An 18,999-nucleotide genomic window follows, 5' to 3' on the forward strand; every position below is an offset into this window, starting at 1 on the left:
ACACCATGGCACCCACCGCAAGGCACTCCCTGCGCCGCCGCACGCTCCTCGGCTCCGTCCTCGCGGGCGGCGCACTGCTCGCCCTCGCCACCTCCCCCGCACAGGCGGCGATCTGGTCCTCCTCCGACCAGTGGGGCAACTACACCACCTCGGACGGCTACACCCTCTACAACAACATCTGGGGCTCGGGCGCGGGTACACAGACGATCTGGGCCAACTCCTCGTCGAACTGGGGCGTTTGGGCGAACCACCCGAACACGGGCGGCATCAAGTCCTACCCGAACGCGAAGAAGGTCGTGAACAAGTCGATCAGTTCGCTGTCCTCCCTCACCAGCAGCTACAACGTCACGGTGCCGTCGTCGGGCGCGTACAACACGTCGTACGACATCTGGGACAGCGACTACGACTACGAGGTCATGCTGTGGGTCAACTACAACGGAGCCGTCGGCCCGCTCGGCACCTCGCAGGGCAACGTCGCCCTGGGCGGGCACACCTGGACCGTCTACAAGGGCAACAACGGGGCCAATGAGGTCTTCTCCTTCCTGCGCACCTCGGACTCGACGTCCGGCACGGTGAACGTCCTGCCGATCCTCAAGTGGATCAAGGACACCAAGGGCTGGTGGGGCGACGAGACCATCGGTGACGTGCAGTTCGGCTACGAGATCACCTCGTCGGCCGGCGGTCTGGACTTCACCACCAACAGCTTCAAGGTCTCCAGCAGCTGATCCCGCACGCGGAGGGACACGCGGCTCAGGCTCCGGCGGGCGCCTGGGCCGCGCTCTCGCGCACCGTCAACTCCGGTGCCAGCAGTACGACTTCCTCGACCGAGCCGCGCCCCTCGATCTTCGCGATGACCTGCTCCACGGCGCGCCGCCCCATCTCCTGCGCGGGCACCGCGACCGAGGTGAGCGGCACCGACGCGTGCGCGGCGACCTGCTCGGGGCACACCGCGACGACGGAGACGTCCTCGGGGACGGCGCGGCCCGACTGGCGAAGGAGGGCGAGCAGCGGGTCCGTGGCCGCCTCGTTCTGCACGACGAACGCGGTGGTGCCGGGGCGCTCGTCGAAGACCCGCGACAACGTTGCCGAGACCGAGGCGTAGCTGCCTTCGCAGGGGCGGTGGAGCAGCCGCAGGCCCAGCTCGGCACTGCGCTCCCGCAGGCCCGTCAGGGTCCGCTCGGCGAATCCGGTGTGCCGCTCGTACACGGCGGCGGCCTCGCCGATGACGGCGATCTCACGGTGCCCGAGGCCGGCGAGGTGCTCGGCGCACACTGCCCCGGCGGCGGCGAAGTCGAGGTCCACACAATTCAGTCCGGCGGTGTCGGACGGCAGACCTATGAGGACGGCGGGCCGGTTCGCGGCACGCAGCAGCGGCAGCCTCTCGTCGTCCAGCTCGACGTCCATCACGATCATGGCGTCGGCGAGCGCGCTGCCTTCTATGCGGCGCACCGCCTCGGCGCCCTCCTCGCCGGTGAGCAGCAGGATGTCGTAGCCGTGGGTGCGGGCGGCGGTGGCGACGGCCATCGCGATCTCCATCATCACCGGCACGTACATGTCGGTGCGCAGCGGCACCATCAGGGCGATGATGTTCGACCTGCTGCTGGCCAGCGCCCGGGCTCCCGCGTTCGGGTGGTACCCCAGCTTGCGGACGCTGCTCTCGACGCGCTCCCGGGTGGCCGCGGAGATGGACCGCTTGCCGCTGAGGACGTAGCTCACAGTGCTGGCGGAGACTCCGGCGTGCCGGGCGACCTCTGCGAGCGTGACCATGTCGTTCTCCTGAGCCGTGACGAGGGGACGCCGAAGCGAAGCGCTTCGACGGGCACCGGGTTGCCTGTGACCGTTCGACCTGTCGACCCTATGGAGATCGGCGGTCACCTGTCCACAAGTCTGTCGAAGCGCTTCGACGCCCGTGGAACTGCCCGAAGTCCTCCGCACAGGATAGTGACCGGATGGCGTGGTCGTGCAGGCGCTTCTCAGGCCTGTTCGCCCAGCACCTCCCAGGTGCGCAAACGGGCGTCGTCACCGTCGAGTTCGGAGACGGAGACGACGACGTCCGTGGCGCCCGCGTCGTGGTAGCGGCGCACCGTCTCGGTGAGGTCCTTCTCATCGCCGACGACGGCCAGGCGGGGTTCGGGGACCGCGTGGTGATCAGCTCGCCCTTCGCGGTCGGCGTGGTCGGCCTCCAGCAACTGCCCCAGCACGGTGAGGAATTCACGCAGCCGCGCGACGGGGCGCTCGAAGGGCAGGCGAAGGCGCCCTCGGTGAACAGTTTCGTGCCGAGCGCGAGCCCCAGGATCCAGCGCCCGCCGGTGGCGGCCTGTGCTCGAGGGATGCCTCGGCCAGGGCGAGACTCGCGCCGTCGCCGACCCGCACGCCTCGATCCGTGCCCCCACGCTCGTCATCCGCTCCCTACGCAGCCCGCCTCCGCGGCGCAGGCCCGTGGCGATGGGCCGATTCAGGGAAAGCGCGTCACTACTTGCCGCGGACGACGGCGACAGGGCAGTGAGCCTGTTGCAGCAGTGCCTGGCTGACCGATCCCAGAAGCAACCCGGTGAAGCCACCCCGCCCCCTGGCCCCGACGACCACGAGCTGGGCGGTCCTGCTCGCCTCGATCAACGCCTCGTGAGTAACGCCGAGCACCAGTTCGTGCTTGACCGGGACCTGCGGATACCTCTCCTGACGACCCGCGAGCGCCTGGGCCAACAGACGTTCCTCACTCTCGGCGACTGCGCCCGCCTGGGGCACGTCCGCCAACTGCGGCGGAGCCAGCGGCAGGGGCACATTGTCCGGCGTCCATGCGTGCAGGGCGACGATTTCAGCACCCCTCAGCGCGGCCTCGGCGAACGCGAAATCGACCGCTTCCTCGCCGGCCCGCGACCCGTCGACGCCCAGCACGATCGGCCCGGCGACGTCCGGTTCCCCGCGCACCACCATCACCGGACAGTGGCCATGGGCGGTCAGGTAAACCGCCGTCGATCCCAGCAGCATCCCGACGAAGCCTCCCCTCCCCCGGGATCCGACGACCACCAGTTCCGCGTCACGCGACTGAGCCTCCAGCACCGTCAGCGCCTCGCCGGCCACCACGTCATGGGTGATCTCCACCTGAGGTGCCACGCTGGCGGCACGATGCAGCGCCGCGGTCAGCACGCTCTCGGCCTCGTCCGGCAACACTCCGTCGGGTGGGCCGAAGGGCGCCGCGGCCATCGGCACGGGCCCGGGCGTGATCACTGGCCAGAGGGCATACACGACTCGAAGCCCGGCACGCCGCCATCGCGCTTCTCGAGCCGCCACCTCCACCGCGGCGAGGCCGGACGGCGAACCATCCACCCCCACGACGACCAGGTTGCCCACGGCGCCTCCCATGTTCGACTCGGCCCCTTGCTCCCAGCCTGACCCCGCCGACGCGTCCCTGCCACAGGACGCGCTGACGGCACGGCCCGCCTGCGGCGGCCGCACCGTCCATCGCCCACGCCGCCCCTGCCGGTGCCGACCTGCATACCGGCAGGGGCGGCGCTTTGAGTGTGACCGGCATCACTCTGTACTCCACGATGTCCGCAGGTCATCATATGACCCGATCGCTGCTTGCGACCGGAGCAGCACCAACGACACGTATGAGTCGACGAGTCAACGATGACGAGGGCGGACATGAACGACCAGCAGCGGCCGCGCGTGGGCGTGGTGGGGCTCGGGGCCATGGGCCTGGGCATGGCCCGCAGCCTGCGCACCGCCGGGTACCACGTGGGGGTCCACGACCTGCGGCCGGAGGTGGCCGCCGAGTTCGCCCGGGACGGCGGAACGGCGTTCGCCTCGCCCGCCGAGCTGGCGGCCGAGGTGGACGTCCTGATCGGCGTCGTGGTCAACGCGGCGCAGGTCGAGTCGGTCCTCTTCGGCGACGGAGCGGCGGCCGAGCGGCTGCGCCCCGGATCCGTCTACGTGATGTGCTCCACGGTCGACCCGGGCTGGTCGGCCGAACTGGAGCGGCGCCTGGGCGAGTTGGGCGTGCACTACCTGGACGCGCCCATCTCCGGCGGGGCCGTCCGCGCGGCCGCCGGCGAGCTGACGATGATGACGTCGGGTTCCGTCGCGGCGTACGCCGTCGCCGACCCGGCACTCGAAGCCATGAGCGCCACCGTGTACCGTCTCGGCGACCAGGCCGGTCTCGGCTCGAAGGTCAAGATCGTGAATCAGCTGCTCGCGGGCGTGCACATCGCCGCGGCGGCCGAGGCGATGGCTCTGGGGATCAAGGCCGGCGTTCCGGCCCAGGCGCTCTACGAGGTCATCACGCACAGCGCCGGCAACTCCTGGATGTTCGAAAACCGTATGGCACATGTGCTGGCGGGCGACTACGCGCCGCTGTCCGCCGTCGACATCTTCGTCAAGGACCTGGGGCTCGTACTGGATTCTGCCCGGCCGCAGAAGTTCCCACTCCCGCTGTCCGCCACCGCTCACCAGATGTTCCTGCAGGCGTCCGCCTCCGGGCTCGGTACTGAGGACGACAGCGCGGTCATCAAGATCTTCCCCGGCATCGACCTGCCGCAGCCCGCGCACCAGCCCCAGCCGACCGACCAGCCCAAGAAGGAGGACTGACGTGAGCGTCCGCCTCGGGTGCATCGCCGACGACTTCACCGGCGCCACCGACCTGGCCAACAACCTGGTGCGCGCGGGTATGCGCGTACTCCAGTTGATCGACGTACCGGCCGAAGGCACTGACCCCGCGACCGATCCCACGGTCGACGCGGACGCGGTGGTCATCGCCCTCAAGTCGCGTACGGTCCCGGCGGCCGAGGCCGTCGAGGCGTCCCTTCGCGCCCTGGCGTGGCTGCGCGCCGCGGGCGCCGAGCAGATCTACTTCAAGTACTGCTCCACCTTCGACTCGACGCCGGCCGGCAACATCGGCCAGGTCACCGAGGCCCTGATGGACGCCCTCGGCACCGACTTCACCGTCGCGACGCCCGCGTTCCCCGACAACGGGCGCACCGTCTTCAAGGGCCACCTCTTCGTCGGCGACGTTCTGCTCGGCGAGTCCGCCATGCGCCACCACCCGCTCACGCCGATGACCGACTCCAACCTGGTGTCCGTGCTCGGCGCGCAGACGACACGGCCGGTCGGCCTCATCGACCACAAGGTGGTGGCGGAAGGCGCTGACGCGGTCCGGGCCCGGATCACGCGACTGCGGGCGGATGGGGTCGGCGCCGCGATCGTCGACGCCGTGTCCAACGACGATCTCCTACGGCTCGGTGCGGCGGTCAAGGAGCTGCCGCTGGTGACCGCCGGTTCAGGCCTGGCGACCGGGCTGCCCGCGAACTGGGGGTTCGAACCGTCCCCGGCCGCCGCCCAGCTGCCGCCTGCATCCGGCCGGCAGGCCGTCGTCGCCGGTTCGGTGTCCGCCGCCACGAACGGCCAGGTACGGGAGTTCCTCCGCACCGGCCGCCCCGCGTTCAGCGTCGACCCTCTTCGGATCGCCGCCGGCGAGGACGTCGCCGCCGAGGCGCTCACCTTCGCCGACAAGCACCTCGCCGACGGGCCCGTGCTCGTCTACTCGACCGAGTCGCCGGACGCGGTCCGCTCCGTCCAGGGTCAGCTCGGCGCCGCCGAGGCGGGTGAGCTGGTCGAGCAAACGCTCGCCCGCGTCGCCCAGGGACTCATCCGGCGCGGCGTACGGCAACTCGTGGTCGCGGGCGGCGAGACCTCCGGCGCCGTCGTGCAGGCGCTCGGCCTCACGAGCCTGCGCATCGGCGGGCAGATCGACCCGGGTGTGCCGTGGTGCGCGGCGCCGCTGCCCGGCGGCGACACCCTCCACATCACGCTCAAGTCGGGCAACTTCGGCGGCCCGGACTTCTTCACCGCGGCCTTCGCCCTTCTGAACGAGGAGTCCAAGTGACTCATGGCCTCAAGACACAGGACCTCAAGGCGGCTCGCGCCGAGATCGTCCGCGTCGGCACCAGCCTGTTCGGCCGCGGCTACGTCCACGCCGGCGCCGGCAACATCAGCGCGAAGCTCGACGACGGCCACGGCCACCTGATCACGCCGACCGATGCGGCCCTCGGCTTCCTCGACGCCGACCGGCTCGCGCAGGTCGACGCTGCCGGCGAGCAGATCGCGGGCGACCGCGCCAGCAAGACGCTCACGCTGCACCGGCGCATCTACGCGGCCGACCCCACGGCCCGCTTCGTCATCCACACCCACTCCACGCACCTGGTCGCGCTGACGCTGGCCGGCGTGTGGCAGCAGGACGACGTGCTCCCGCCCCTCACCCCGTACTACGTGATGAAGGTGGGCCACGTCCCGCTGGTCCCCTACCACCGTCCCGGCGACCCGCGCGTCGCCGACCTGGTCACGGACCGCATCAACTCCCGTGCGGCGAACGGCACTCCGATCCGGGCCGTGCTCCTCGACCGGCTCGGCCCCGTCGTCTGGGGCCCGGACGCCGCGTCCGCCCTGGCCGTACTGGAGGAGCTGGAGGAGACCGCACGCCTCTGGCTGACGACCGGCCGCAGGCCGGAGCCGCTCCCCGACGACGCCATCGCCGAACTGAGGACCGCCTTCGGCGCCTCCTGGTAGAACCCCGCTCCCGTCCCATCCGCTCGAATACCCCTGAGCCGCACAAGGAAGTGCCCCTCATGCCTACGACCGTCCCCATGGCCGAAAGCCCCGAACTGACCCGCGAGAACGCCGTGTTCCGCAAGGTCATCCGGCGCATCGTCCCCTTCCTGATTCTCTGCTACGTCGTCTCGTACCTGGACCGGGTCAACGTCGGTTTCGCCAAGCTGCAGATGTCCGAGGACCTCGGCTTCAGCGAGGCGGCGTACGGCCTCGGCGCCGGCCTGTTCTTCATCGGCTACTTCCTGTTCGAAGTCCCCTCGAACCTGATGCTGCAAAAGGTCGGTGCCCGCACCTGGATCGCCCGGATCATGATCAGCTGGGGCGTGGTCTCGGCGCTGTTCGTCTTCGTCAACAACGAGGCGACGTTCTACGTGCTCCGGTTCCTGCTCGGCGCCGCCGAGGCCGGGTTCTACCCGGGCGTGATCCTCTACTGCACGTACTGGTTCCCGTCCGCGCGGCGGGCCCGGGTGATCGCGCTGTTCATGTCGGCCATCCCCGTGGCGGGCATCTTCGGCAACCCGCTCTCGGGCTGGATCATGGACGTCTTCCAGGGCACCGGCGGCTGGAACGGCTGGCAGTGGCTGTTCCTCATCGAGGCGCTGCCCGCCATCGCCATCGGCGTGATGACTCTGTTCTACCTGGACAACAGTGTGCGCGACGCGAAGTGGCTGAGCGACGACGAGAAGACCGTGATCGAGCGCGTGCTCGCCGAGGACACCAAGCACCACGGCGAGCACGGCAAGACGTGGGACGCGTTCCGCGACCCCAAGGTGTGGCTGATGTGCCTCATCTACTTCTTCTTCGTGATGGGCCAGTACGCGCTCACGTTCTGGATGCCGACCTTCGTCGAGTCCACCGGCATCGAGGGCGGCTTCGCGATCGGCGCGCTGAGCGCCGTGCCGTACCTGGCCGCGCTCGTCGCGATGAACCTCTTCGGCCGCTCCGCCGACAAGCGGCGCGAGCGCCGCTGGCACCTGGTCATCCCGAGCCTGATGGGCGCCGTCGGCTTCTCGCTGGCCGCGAGCTGGACCGGGTCGACCGCCCTGTCTCTGGTCGCGCTGTCGATCGCCGCCGCGGGCGTACTGACCTGCGCGCCGCTGTTCTGGTCGCTGCCGACCGCCTTCCTCAGCGGCACCGCGGCCGCCGCCGGGCTCGCCGTCATCAACTCGGTGGGCAACCTGGCCGGCTTCGTCAGCCCGTACATGATCGGCTCGCTCAAGGACACCACCGACTCGACGGCGATCCCGATGTACGTCCTGGCGCTGGGCCTGGTCATCGGCGCCGCGGCCGTCCTCGCCACCAAGAAGAGCGTCGTCAACCGCTGACCGAGCCTGCCTCACACCTTACGGAGACACCATGCCGAGGTTCGCCGCGAACCTGTCCACCCTGTATCCCGAGCACGACTTCCCCGACCGCTTCGCCGCGGCAGCGGCGGACGGCTTCGAGGCCGTCGAGTACCTCTTCCCGTACGCGTACGAGGCGACCGAGCTGCGGCGCCGCCTCGACGTGCACGGCCTGCGGCAGGTGCTGTTCAACGCGCCGCCCGGGGACTGGGACGCGGGTGAGCGCGGGATCGCGGCGCTGCCCGGGCGCGAGGTGGAGGTGCGCGACGGCGTCGAGCAGGCGCTGGAGTACGCCGCCGCGCTCGACTGCCCGCGCGTGCACATGATGGCGGGCCTGGTCCCGCAGGGCGCCGACCCGGCGCCGTACCGCGCGACGTACCTGTCGAACCTCGCGTACGCCGCCGAGCAGGCCGCGGCGGCGGGCGTCGACATCCTGATCGAGCCGATCAACGGCCGCGACATGCCGGGCTACTTCCTCAGCCGGCAGGCCGACGCCCACGCCGTCGTCCAGGAGGTGGGAGCCCTCAACCTGAAGGTCCAACTCGACCTGTACCACTGCCAGATCGTCGAGGGCGACCTCACCGCCACGCTCCGCCGCGACCTGCCCACCGGCCGCGTCGCCCACCTTCAGATCGCGGGTGTGCCCGACCGTCACGAGCCCGATGCCGGAGAACTGAACCTCCGTCATCTCATGTCCGTCGTCGACGAGTTGGGGTTCGGCGGCTGGATCGGCTGCGAGTACTTCCCCAAGGCCGGCACGAGCGAGGGTCTCGGCTGGCGACACAAGTTCCAAGGAGACACCGCATGAGGATCGTCATCACGGGTGGCTTCGGCTTCCTGGGCCGCCAGGTGGCCGAGGCCCTGCTGGAGCAGGGCACGTTCGAGGGCGCCCCCATCACCCGCCTCGTCCTCGCCGACCTCTTCGTACCGCAGGAGTCGCCGCTGGCCGCCGACCCGCTCGTGGACGTGGTCCAGGGCGACCTGACCGAGCGCCTCGGCGACCTGTTCGCGCAGCCCGTGGACGTGGTCATCCACCTCGCTGCCGCGGTCTCCGCCGAGTGCGAGGCCGACTTCGACCTCGGCATGGGCGCCAACCTGGATACGACTCGCGCCCTCCTTGAGGCGGCGCGCGCCCAGTCGGCCGCGGGTCTTTTGAAGGTACGGCTGGTCTTCGCGAGCAGCGTCGCCGTCTACGGCCCGGACGCCGCGCTGGCGCTGCCGCAGGTCGTCAGCGAGACGACGCTGCCCACGCCGCAGTCCAGCTACGGCGTCCAGAAGCGGATCTGCGAGCAGCTGATAGCCGAGTACACCCGCCGCGGCTTCCTCGACGGCCGCGTCACCCGCCTGATGACGGTCTCGGTGCGCCCCGGCAAGCCGAACGCAGCAGCCTCCGGTTTCCTGTCCGGCATCGTCCGCGAGCCGCTGGCCGGCCTCGAGGCGACCTGCCCGGTCAGCCCGGAACTGCGGGTCGCCCTCGCCTCCCCGCGCCGCACGGTCGAGGGCATTCTGCGCGTGGCCCAGGCCGAGCGCGGCGAGGGCCCCGGGCAGCTGTCCGGCGGCCTCCCGGTCAACCTCCCGGCCCTCACGGTCACGGTCGCCGAGATCCTCGACACGCTGCGTCAGGTCGCCGGGAACGCCGTCGCCGACCTGGTGAAGGTCGCGCCGGACCCGGCCGTCGAGGCCATCGTCGGCTCCTGGCCGGCCGCCTTCGACAACACCCGCGCGGCCTGGCTCGGCCTTGAGCCCGACGCGGACTTCGCGGCGGTGGTCCACCAGTACGTCGCCGACCACGCGCAGGCCGTCGCCGCCGCGGCGGCCAAACCCACGCCGATAGACTGAGGTCCATGTTTACCAAGGTGGACGGGCCCGTCCGGCTCGCGGACCGTGTCGCCGCGATGCTCGCGGACGAGATCGAGTCCGGGCGGCTGACCACGGGCGACAAACTGCCGACCGAGGTGGAGCTGGTCAAGCAGCTCGGCGTCAGCCGCACCGTGATCCGCGAGGCCGTGTCCCGGCTGGCCAACGCGGGCCTGGTCGAACCGCGCCAGGGGCGGGGCGTCTTCGTCCTGCCCCGGCGCACCCGGCCACTCGACCTCGAAGCCGACACCACCAGCACCACCGACACCAAGGCCAAGGTGCTGCAGATCGTCGAGGTCCGCCGCGCCATGGAGGGCGAGGCGGCCGAGCTCGCCGCCACCCGCGCCACCGCCGCCGACCACGCCCGGATGCGCAAGGCCCTCGATGCGATCGACGCGGCGGTCGCGGCCGGCGGCGACGGTGCCGACGAGGACCTGGCCTTCCACCGCTCCATCGCGGAGTCGACCGGCAACGCGGTCCTGGTCTCCACCGTCCGCTACCTCGGCGAGGTCTCCCGCAGCGGCATCCGCGTCACCCGCGCCAACGAGGCCCGCCGGGACGACTTCTTCGACGCGGTCCGCGAGGAGCACCACGCCATCCTGTCCGCCATCGAGCAGGGCAACGCCAAAGCGGCCCGCACGGCCGCCCGCCGCCACCTCAAACACGCGGCGGCCCGGCTCCAGAAGGCGGGCCCCGAGTTCTGGAACACGGCGCAGGACCTGGACGTGGAGCTCGACGCGGCTCCGTAATTCCCTTGGGGCCGGCCCATTGACGTCGCCCCTCGAACGCCTCCTGCCACCAGGCAGGGTCTACGTTGTGACCAGCGGCCATCGCAAGATCGTTGGTCTTCACATACCGATGATCAGCGGTGGCCGCCGCCTTGGTGCGGTCGGTCCCCCAGCAAGTACGTGCTGTACGGCTGGAGCACCAGGTCGCGCTGATACCAGGTGCCTGGCTTGCCACCGAGGTGGGCGGGGTCGGCCAGGACGGTGCGGTACAGGTCAACCGGTATCTACCCAACGGGGTCGGGACGGTGCTGCGGGTGATCGGCGATCCATGTCCATGCGGTCCAGGTGCCATGCGGTCCAGGTGCCATGCGGTCCACTTGCCATGCGGCCCACCTGCCGTGTCACGGGCCGGCGGTGCCAGGCGTATTCACGTCCGCCCCGGGGCACGTCATCCGCCCGCGGCGTCCTCGGCCTCCCAGCGCAGCAGGTCCCCCGGTTGGCACTTGAGCACCTCGCACAGCGCGGCGAGCGTCGCGAAGCGCACCGCCTTGGCGCGGCCGTTCTTGAGTACTGCCAGGTTGGCGGGCGTGATCCCTACGCGCTCCGCGAGCTCGCCCACGGACATCTTCCGCCTGGCCAGCATCACGTCGATGTCGACGACGATCGCCATCAGATCACCTCGTCCAACTCGGCCTGCATCTGCGCCGCTTCGCCGTCGCGCGCGACGGCCTGGGCGAGCAGCATCCGCAGCACGAGCACGATGAGTGCGACCCCCAGGATGGCCAGGCCAATACCGCCCATGATGACCGTGACGCCCGGGTCATCCCGCTGGCCCGGCGCATTGACGGCCGTGACCGCGAACCACAGGAGGGCAGCCGCCACGATCGCGCCGATCACACCGTCCACGTACCGGAAGGCGGCGTGGGAGAACACGGTTCCGCGTCGCACCATCGTCACCAGCCGCCATACGCAGACCAGGGCCACTTGGGCCGCCACCATGCCCAGGATCGTGATCACACGCAGCGCGGTCAGCGGGAGCGAACCGTCCTCCGGGTCACTCCCGCTGACCAGTACCCACACCATCCCTGCCTGTACGAACACGGTGCCGGCCATCACCACCACGAGCACGGCGCGCAGCGCACGCACTGTCAGCTTTCCCACGACCCATCCTTCCATCGAGTTACGATGAGAATCTATCGACTTTCGATAGATGAAGCAAGGGCCGGGACTGCGGGCGGGCGGCGCTTCGCACCGTGGCGAGGACGCCGCCGCCCTCCTATGGCATGGCGGTTGCGTGAACCGTCTTGATCTTGTCGAAGGCCGCCTCGCGGAAGCACAAATCGGTCGCCACCCGACGCCGAAACCCTGAGGGCTGCCCGGAGCTCACGCCTCAACGACCGCACCGCGCTCTCCCCGCTGCCGCGCTCCTGCCGGCGGTGAGCGACGGCGAATGCCACGGACCGTAGATCGAAGGACGCGCAGTCGCATCGGCGGGCCCACTCGTCGGTGAAGTATTCGTGGTGGCAGCGAATTTCGGCGTCGGTCCATGCGGTGCGGGGGCAACAAGCTGGCATGCAAGCACGGTAGGTGATGTCGGCCAGTCGTTGGTTCTCGATGTGCCGCCACACACCGGCGGGGCTCCGGTGAGCCAGATCGAGGTGGACTGTCCCTGCCGGCGCAGGTCGATGTCGTTCTCGCCGCGCTGCCTGATCCGCCGGCCGGTGATTCCGAAGACTTCGCCGTCGGGTTCGTGAACCGGCAGCAGCGCCCCGGAGAGGCATTCCGCCTCAGCGGCGTTCCCCGCCTCACGGATCACGGCGAGCATGCCTCCACCGGCCGATATCCGCCCCCGGGGAGGCTGGCGTGCGGGCCCTCAGGTCCGGCCCCATGCTGGAAGGAGGGGTGAGACGACCGAGGGAGTGGTGGGGATGCAGACCGTTGTGGACCTCGCACGCTGCCAGGGCTACGCACAGTGCGTCTTCCTCGCGCCGGAGGTATTCGAGCTGCACGGCGAGGAGGGGCTGCTGTACGCCACGGCCGTCCCCGACGACCAGGTCGAGCGCGTGCGCCAGGCCGCGGCGGCGTGCCCGGTGCAGGCGATCCTCCTCGGGGAAGAGGTGAGCGGCGGTGCCCGATGACCTCAAGGACGGCCGCATCGTCATCGTCGGAGCCTCGCTGGCCGGGCTCAGGGCCGCGGAGGCGCTGCGCGAGGAGGGTTTCACCGGCTCGCTGACCGTGGTCGGGGACGAGCCCCACCCGCCCTATGACCGGCCACCCCTGTCCAAGCAGGTGCTGCTCGGGCAGGCGACGGCAGACACCACCGGACTGCCGATGCGCCGGGACCCAGACGCCGAGTGGCGGCTGGGCGTGCGCGCCACCGGCGTGGACCCACTCGCGAAACAAGTGCTGCTGGAGGACGGCGAGTCGCTGCCGTACGACCGGCTGCTGATCGCCACCGGGACCCGCGCGCGGCCCTGGCCCAACCAGGAGGAAGGCGCCCTGGACGGGGTATTCACCCTGCGCACCCGCGAGGACGGCGCAGGGCTCGCCGAGCGGCTGGCCGCCGGGCCGGAGCGGGTGCTGGTGATCGGCGGCGGCTTCACCGGCTCGGAGATCGCCTCCGCCTGCCGGGAACTGGGGCTGGAGGTCACGGTCGCCGAACGCGGACCCGCGCCCCTGGTGGGCGCGCTCGGCGGCACCCTCGCGAAACTCGCGGCCGCCATGCAACGCAACCACGGCGTCGACCTGCGCACCGGGGTGACGGTCACCGCCCTGCACGGGAACGGCAGCTTCACCGGCGCCGACCTGTCCGACGGCAGCCGCGTCGACGCCGACGTCTGCGTCGTGGCGCTGGGCGCGATCCGCAACGTCGAGTGGCTGGCGGACTCCGGGCTGGCGGCGGGCCCGCGCGGGATCGCCTGCGACGCCGGCTGCCGCGCCTTCGACATGTACGGGATCGTCACCGACGACGTCTTCGCGGCCGGTGACGTCTCCCGCTTCCCGCACCCGCTGTTCGGCTACCAGATGCTCTCCCTGGAGCACTGGGGCAACGCGGTCGAGCAGGCCGAGGTGGCGGCACACAACATGGTCAATCCGGGGCCGTTGCGGCGCCCGCACCTGGCCATCCCTACGTTCTGGTCGACCCAGTTCGGGCTCAACATCAAATCGGTGGGCGTGCCCACCTACTCCGACCACGTGGTCATCGCCCAGGGCTCTCTGGAGGCGCGCCGCCTGGCAATGGTCTACGGCTACCAGGGGCGGGTCACGGCCGCGGTCACCGTCGACATGGCCAAGTCACTGGACTACTACCGGCACCTGATCGAGACGGCCGCGCCGTTCCCGCCCCCGCCCGGCGCGGCGGACCGCGCGATCGCGGCCGACGTACCGATCCCGTCCGATGTGCCGGATCCTTCCGCACTCTCCCACGGCCCCACCGTGGCGCTCACCGGATACCTGCCCGACCGCCGGCTGACCGTGGTGCAGCCCATGCGCTGACCCGCTGCCCGTCCCACGGCACGTACCACCAGGTCGCCGCCATCTGCTCCGTCGGCCGGTTGCCCTGCTCGTCGCGAGCCGCAGCGCACACCGGTGGAAACTCTCAACACGGGGAACGAGCGCGCGGTGGTCTTACGACCGAACAGCGTGCGACACAGCATCAGACCCCGGCTCTGACCCCGGCTCGCTCGCTCCCACACGGTGAGGGTCCGTCATATGCGGTGGCGACACCCGCCGAACGAGGCTGCGGCGCCGCCGCCGAACAAGGCCGCGGCGCCGCCCTGTGCCCGGCGCTGGGCGCTGGACGCTGGACGCGATGCAGGATGTCGGCCTCCAAGATCGCACGCCTCCCGGGCCCGTACGGGGCGGTCCCCACCACCCAGTACGACGGCCGACCAGGGCACACAGAAACTCGGTGTCGAGGGACGGCCGTCGTTGGTGCACCCTGTCGGCAGGCGGCCGACCAGGTGCCCGACGGGTCCAGCGCCCGCCCCGCGTGTGCCCCTCGGCTGGCTGAGGGGTCAGGCAGCAAAGCCAGCCCTAACTGTCCGTTGCCCAGGTGCCCAGGGCGATCTCGGCGGTGATGCCGGGACCGAAACCGGCTATCAGGCCTTGGTGGCCCTCGAGTGCCGACTGCTCGTCAAACATGCGGTCGAGGGCGTCGAGGACGACTGCGCTGGCGATGTTTCCGTACTCGGTGAGTGTGGCCCGACTGAAGCGGAACGCTTCGGACGGTATGTCGAGGCAGCGGCTCAGGTCGTCCAGGATGCGTGGCCCGCCGGCGTGGACGATGTAGAAGTCCAGTTTGCCGACGTTCCATTGGTGCTCTTCCGCCAGCGCGCGCAACGCGGGGCTGAGGGGCTCCATCGTCTTCGGTACCCGCTTGTCGAGCTGGAAGTGGAAACCGGTCGAGCGGACCGCGTAGGAGATCCAGTCCTCGGTGTGGGGTATGAGGTACGAGCCATTGCGCTCCAGGCGCATTCCGGTGCCGCCGTTGCCCCGGACGACAACGGCGGCGATGCCGTCACCGAACAGGCCATTGGAGAGCAGCGATCCCACACCGATGTCATCCGGCTGATAGCACAGTGAGCAGAACTCACAGGCCACGATCAGGACATTGGCGTCGGGGTATGCCGTGCAGAAGTCGTGCGCCCGGTTCACGGCCGCTCCGCCTGCAGCGCAACCGAGTTGGGCGATGGGCAGCTGTCGTGTCTGCGGTCTGAAGCCCATGGTGTTGATGAGCCACGCGGTCAGCGAGGGCATCATGAAGCCGGTGCAGGACACGTAGATGATCAAGTCGATGTCCGGGGGCTCGAGTTGAGCCTGGTCCAGTGCACGCTGCACCACCTTCGGGACGCGGGCCTTGGACTCCCTTTCGTAGATGGTGCTGCGCACATCCAGTCCCGGATGCTTGAGGACCACGTCGATGGGCTGGATCAGATGCCTCTTCTGTACCCCGGTGTTCTCGATCAGGCTCAGCGCCAGGTCGAGTTGCGGATGGTCGTGGTGCAGCCTCCGTGCGAGTTCGAGGGTTTCCTCATTGGTGATGACGTGTTCGGGTATCGCGATTGCCGGCTTGCACAGAACTGCCATGGGAGTGACTCCTTGCAGTTGGTGGCCCCGGGCGCGGCCGGGACCGGTCCTGGGGTTCAGCGCTTGGAAGGGAGCCCCTGCTGCCCTGGGCGCTCAAAGACGGCGCGCACGTGGAACACCTGAGGGGAACACGGTCGACCGGACCGTCACAAAATGCGTCCCGGCCGGGCGGCAAAGCCCGACGGAGTCGCCGCCACTGGAGTTGGCCAGCGCACACCAACGTACGCCAGACGGATCACCGCCGCACGTCGGACCGCTGCTCTCCGTAGTCGGCGAGAGCAGGGTGAAGCCGCCGTCCTCGTCGGCTGCGGACGACCGCGTGGGGCCACTGCCCCCTGGTGCGGCTCATGCCCGCCGTCGCGCCGAGCGGCGCGCGCAGTGTTACGCGCGAGAGGTGTGCCCGCTCGGTCCCGCGGGCCTGTCACGGCTTGTCACGGCCTGTCACCAGGTGACGGGCAACGCGAGTGGATAGCGCCAGATCGATGTCGCGTTCCATCGCAGTTCTTCGGCGGGCTTCGCCAGCGCGAGGCGAGGGAAGCGCTCCAAGAGCGTTCCGAGGGCGATTTCGATTTCCGCGGCGGCGAGCGGTGCGCCCAGGCAGTGATGAGCGCCCCAGCCGAAGGTCATGTGAGGCGGGCCGGAACGTTCCAGGTCTACCTCGTCCGGGTGGTCGAACTTACGTGCATCCCGGTTTGCGGTCAGGTAGGAGACGTGCACGATGTCGCCCGCCTGAATTGCCATCCCGCTCAGGACCACGTCTTCCATGGCCACCCGGGGGATACCGACCCCCTTGCGGAAGGGGATGAAGCGCAGCAGTTCGTTGATCGCCCCAGGCAGCAACTCGGGGCGCTCGCGAACGGTCGCGAGCAGATCGGGCCGGGTGAGCAACAGATAGGTCAGGTTGCCGATCTCGTACGTCGTCGTATCCTGCCCTGTGATCAGCAGGACCATGGCCATGACGGCCAACTCCTCATCGTTGAGGATCTCGTCGCCGTCGCGGGCCGTCGCCAGCACGCTGATGAGGTCGTCACCGGGATTCTTGCGGCGCTGCGCGGTCAGTGTCGCAAAGTAGGCGCGCAACTCGGCCTTCGCCCGTACCGCGGCGTCGCGGTTTCCGACCCCGACATCCATCATCGTCCGGGCGTGGGCGCGCAGCTGTGCATGGTCCCCCTCTGGGATCTCCAGAACCTCACAGATCGTGATCAGAGGCAGTGGTCCGGCGAGGTGCTCCATGATGTCGGCGGGTGTACCGTGTCCCGCCATCTGGTCGAGCAGGTCGTCGACGACATTCTGAGTGCGCAGCCTCATGCGTTCGATGTGAGCCGGGGCGAAGCCCTTCGACACAAGGCTGCGCAGGCGGCTGCCGGCTGGGGGGTCCATGAGATTGATCGCCTCGGACTGGACGATCGGCTCGGGTGTCATGCGCGGGAAGTCACGGCCGGCGACAGCATGACGGCTGAAACGCCGGTCCGTAGTCACCGTCCGGACGTCGTCGTAACCGGTGACGAGCCATGCCGTGCCCTCGCCGAAGGGCAGCCGGATCCGGGAGACAGGTCCCTCGTTCATGAGCTGTCTGAGCACCGGATCGAACTCGAGGGCCTCGGCGAAGTCGAATGGACAATGCCGCGCGTCGGAACCGAGGGTCATGCGGATCTCCAGGTGAGTTGGCATCTACTGCTGCTCTGGACCCGACAGCCGTTCCCCACCCTCCGGTCTGCCACACCCGGATACACCCGCACGCACCCGCACGCACACAACAGTTCACCCACGCCACTCACGGCAGATCTGATGCGGGCGTGACCCTCGCCGTCTGTCAGCTGGTGGCCAGGAGTACGGATCCCCCCGGATCACTCACGGCCGGGTGTACGTCGTACGCCGGCCTTCCCTCACCGACAGGGGCGTCACTGGCCGCTGAGGTACCTGCCGTACGCGAGCGCGCTCGACGGGGAGGGCAGGCCCAGCTCGGCGGGCGTGAACGCGGAGGAGCCGTTGACGCTCGCCCGGGGCAGCAGCCACACGCCGCCCGAGGCGGCGTTCTCGCCCGGAGAGCCGACCGCCACGTCCGCGCTGCCGTCGTGGTCGTAGTCGCCCGTGGCGACGGCGGCGCCGAACGCGTCGGCGGCTTCCGCGACACCCGGCACGCGCGGGGTGTCCTGCTGGAACCCGACGGAATGGCCTTCGCCCCACGCGTCGACGAGGCCGGTCGGGCCGCCGAACAGGAGGGTCGCGGCGCCCGCGCCCGAGCGGGTACCGATCGCCTCGCCGGGGGCGCCGGCGATCAGGTCGTCGCGGCCGTCGTTGTCGATGTCGGCGACGGCAAGGGCGGCGCCGAAGTGGTCACCGATCTCCGCGACGCCCGCCACGCCGACCGTGTCCTGGTTGAGGGTCTGCCGGCGGAACCCGAAGCTGCCGGGCGTTGCGTTGCCGTAGTGGACGTGGATGCCGCCGCCCTTGGCCAGTTCCTCGGGGCCGCACGGGTCGTCGATGTTCTCGTCGGCGATCTCACGGCACTCGCCGAGGGCCAGGTCGTCGTGGCCGTCGCCGTCGAAGTCGCCCGCGGCGAGGGCGGAGACGCCGGCGTTGTCGGTGTTCCAGGTGTTGGCCATGGCCTGCTCGGTCGCGTCCCAGGCCCACAGGCGTACGTGGGACTGGGTGAACGGGGTCTTCGTCCAGTACCCGACCGCGAGGTCCGCCGTGCCGTCCTCGGTGAAGTCGCCGGTGGCCAGGATGGGGGCGTGGCCGCCCATGGGGGCGGTGACGACGGTGGTGTAGACGCCGTCGGCGGTGCGCAGGACGACCTTGTCCTTGCCGCCGATCACGATGTCCCTGCTGTCGTCGCCCGTCAGATCGGCCGAGGCGACCGCCAGGCCGAACGCCGCCGACGCCGAGGGGCCGTTGAGGACGACGGAGCCCGGGCCTGGACCGCCCCTGGCCCCGCCCACCGCGGTGACCGAGCCCGCGTCCGTGCCGCGACCGGTGACGTCCTCGCCGGGGGCGCCGACGAGGAGTTCCGCGATGCCGTCGCCGCTGGTGTCCACCAGAGCCACGGAGCCCCCGAAGCGGTCGCCCGTCTCCGGTGTCCCGGGAACCTCGGGGGTGGCCTGGCTGATGCGAATGCTGCCGTGAGCGCCGATTCCCTTCGGGCCGCCCCAGACGATGTTGACGTAGCCGGCTCTCGCCTTGCTGGCGACCGTGCCGTCGGGCACGCCCACGGCAAGATCCGCGTACCCGTCCCCGTTGAAGTCGCCATCGGCCTGCGCGGGCGCAGAGGCCGAGGCCGGGAAGGGCAGCCCGGCAGCAGCCGCAGCGACAAGGGTGGCTGCTGTGGCGAACTTCCGTATCCGTGTGCGCACGTGGGCTCCAAGAGGTCCGAGGTGTCC

General features: G+C 70.2%; 17 protein-coding genes and 1 pseudogene. 10 read left to right on the plus strand and 8 right to left on the minus strand.

What is annotated here, in order from left to right:
• Positions 1 to 5 precede the first annotated feature (5 nt).
• The gene (locus ACY0PA_RS03760) at positions 6 to 725 is read left to right on the plus strand and encodes a GH12 family glycosyl hydrolase domain-containing protein (protein WP_473083317.1); all 720 of its coding nucleotides are present in this window, start codon (positions 6 to 8) and stop codon (positions 723 to 725) included.
• 25 nt (positions 726 to 750) lie between these two features.
• Here the strand turns inward: ACY0PA_RS03760 and ACY0PA_RS03765 are convergent, their stop codons facing one another.
• The 3 genes and pseudogenes from ACY0PA_RS03765 to ACY0PA_RS03775 form a co-directional block, all read right to left on the minus strand.
• A complete protein-coding gene (locus ACY0PA_RS03765) occupies positions 751 to 1,767 on the minus strand; it encodes a LacI family DNA-binding transcriptional regulator (protein WP_473083318.1) in 1,017 nt (338 codons plus the stop codon).
• Between the two features lie 206 nt (positions 1,768 to 1,973).
• A pseudogene (locus ACY0PA_RS03770) lies at positions 1,974 to 2,323 on the minus strand (LLM class flavin-dependent oxidoreductase); the annotation flags it as partial.
• A 149-nt stretch (positions 2,324 to 2,472) separates the two neighbouring features.
• Positions 2,473 to 3,351, minus strand: a complete 879-nt coding sequence (locus ACY0PA_RS03775) for a universal stress protein (RefSeq protein ID WP_473083319.1) — start codon at positions 3,349 to 3,351, stop codon at positions 2,473 to 2,475.
• A 279-nt stretch (positions 3,352 to 3,630) separates the two neighbouring features.
• On the opposite strand from ACY0PA_RS03775, the gene ltnD reads away from it, so the two are divergent.
• The 7 genes from ltnD to ACY0PA_RS03810 are packed head-to-tail and all read left to right on the plus strand — an operon-like array spanning position 3,631 to position 10,552.
• Complete coding sequence (gene ltnD / locus ACY0PA_RS03780; RefSeq protein ID WP_473083320.1) at positions 3,631 to 4,587, plus strand: L-threonate dehydrogenase; 957 nt, start codon at positions 3,631 to 3,633, stop codon at positions 4,585 to 4,587.
• Between the two features lies 1 nt (position 4,588).
• The gene (gene otnK, locus ACY0PA_RS03785) at positions 4,589 to 5,881 is read left to right on the plus strand and encodes a 3-oxo-tetronate kinase (RefSeq protein WP_473083321.1); all 1,293 of its coding nucleotides are present in this window, start codon (positions 4,589 to 4,591) and stop codon (positions 5,879 to 5,881) included.
• Positions 5,878 to 6,561, plus strand: a complete 684-nt coding sequence (locus ACY0PA_RS03790) for a class II aldolase/adducin family protein (protein ID WP_473083322.1) — start codon at positions 5,878 to 5,880, stop codon at positions 6,559 to 6,561. Before otnK ends, ACY0PA_RS03790 begins: the two co-directional genes overlap by 4 nt.
• 59 nt (positions 6,562 to 6,620) lie before the next feature.
• Complete coding sequence (locus tag ACY0PA_RS03795; protein WP_473083323.1) at positions 6,621 to 7,928, plus strand: MFS transporter; 1,308 nt, start codon at positions 6,621 to 6,623, stop codon at positions 7,926 to 7,928.
• Positions 7,929 to 7,959: 31 nt separating this feature from the next.
• Positions 7,960 to 8,754 (plus strand): 2-oxo-tetronate isomerase, encoded by a 795-nt coding sequence (otnI, locus tag ACY0PA_RS03800; RefSeq protein ID WP_473083324.1) that lies wholly within the window; start codon positions 7,960 to 7,962, stop codon positions 8,752 to 8,754.
• On the plus strand, positions 8,751 to 9,785 hold the full coding sequence (gene denD, locus ACY0PA_RS03805; protein WP_473083325.1) for a D-erythronate dehydrogenase: 1,035 nt from the start codon (positions 8,751 to 8,753) through the stop codon (positions 9,783 to 9,785). Before otnI ends, denD begins: the two co-directional genes overlap by 4 nt.
• Before the next feature lie 5 nt (positions 9,786 to 9,790).
• Complete coding sequence (locus tag ACY0PA_RS03810) at positions 9,791 to 10,552, plus strand: FadR/GntR family transcriptional regulator (RefSeq protein ID WP_473083326.1); 762 nt, start codon at positions 9,791 to 9,793, stop codon at positions 10,550 to 10,552.
• A 427-nt stretch (positions 10,553 to 10,979) separates the two neighbouring features.
• On the opposite strand, the gene ACY0PA_RS03815 is transcribed toward ACY0PA_RS03810, so the two are convergent.
• Both ACY0PA_RS03815 and ACY0PA_RS03820 read right to left on the minus strand, forming a co-directional pair.
• Positions 10,980 to 11,201, minus strand: a complete 222-nt coding sequence (locus ACY0PA_RS03815; RefSeq protein WP_473083327.1) for a helix-turn-helix domain-containing protein — start codon at positions 11,199 to 11,201, stop codon at positions 10,980 to 10,982.
• Positions 11,201 to 11,692, minus strand: a complete 492-nt coding sequence (locus tag ACY0PA_RS03820) for a DUF2975 domain-containing protein (protein WP_473083328.1) — start codon at positions 11,690 to 11,692, stop codon at positions 11,201 to 11,203. Before ACY0PA_RS03820 ends, ACY0PA_RS03815 begins: the two co-directional genes overlap by 1 nt.
• Positions 11,693 to 12,459: 767 nt before the next feature.
• Between ACY0PA_RS03820 and ACY0PA_RS03825 the strand changes: the two genes are divergently transcribed.
• Positions 12,460 to 12,669 carry a ferredoxin gene (locus ACY0PA_RS03825; RefSeq protein WP_473083329.1) on the plus strand — a complete coding sequence of 70 codons (210 nt, stop codon included), beginning with the start codon at positions 12,460 to 12,462 and terminating at the stop codon, positions 12,667 to 12,669.
• Positions 12,659 to 14,026: an NAD(P)/FAD-dependent oxidoreductase gene (locus ACY0PA_RS03830; RefSeq protein WP_473083330.1), complete on the plus strand. Its 1,368-nt coding sequence runs from the start codon at positions 12,659 to 12,661 to the stop codon at positions 14,024 to 14,026. Before ACY0PA_RS03825 ends, ACY0PA_RS03830 begins: the two co-directional genes overlap by 11 nt.
• 540 nt (positions 14,027 to 14,566) lie before the next feature.
• On the opposite strand, the gene ACY0PA_RS03835 is transcribed toward ACY0PA_RS03830, so the two are convergent.
• The 3 genes from ACY0PA_RS03835 to ACY0PA_RS03845 form a co-directional block, all read right to left on the minus strand.
• On the minus strand, positions 14,567 to 15,619 hold the full coding sequence (locus ACY0PA_RS03835; RefSeq protein ID WP_473083331.1) for a type III polyketide synthase: 1,053 nt from the start codon (positions 15,617 to 15,619) through the stop codon (positions 14,567 to 14,569).
• A gap of 441 nt (positions 15,620 to 16,060) precedes the next feature.
• The gene (locus ACY0PA_RS03840) at positions 16,061 to 17,266 is read right to left on the minus strand and encodes a cytochrome P450 (protein ID WP_473083332.1); all 1,206 of its coding nucleotides are present in this window, start codon (positions 17,264 to 17,266) and stop codon (positions 16,061 to 16,063) included.
• A gap of 254 nt (positions 17,267 to 17,520) precedes the next feature.
• Positions 17,521 to 18,972: an FG-GAP repeat protein gene (locus ACY0PA_RS03845; protein ID WP_473083333.1), complete on the minus strand. Its 1,452-nt coding sequence runs from the start codon at positions 18,970 to 18,972 to the stop codon at positions 17,521 to 17,523.
• Positions 18,973 to 18,999 lie beyond the last annotated feature (27 nt).

The organism is Streptomyces sp. DS1-CR2 (assembly GCF_055760475.1).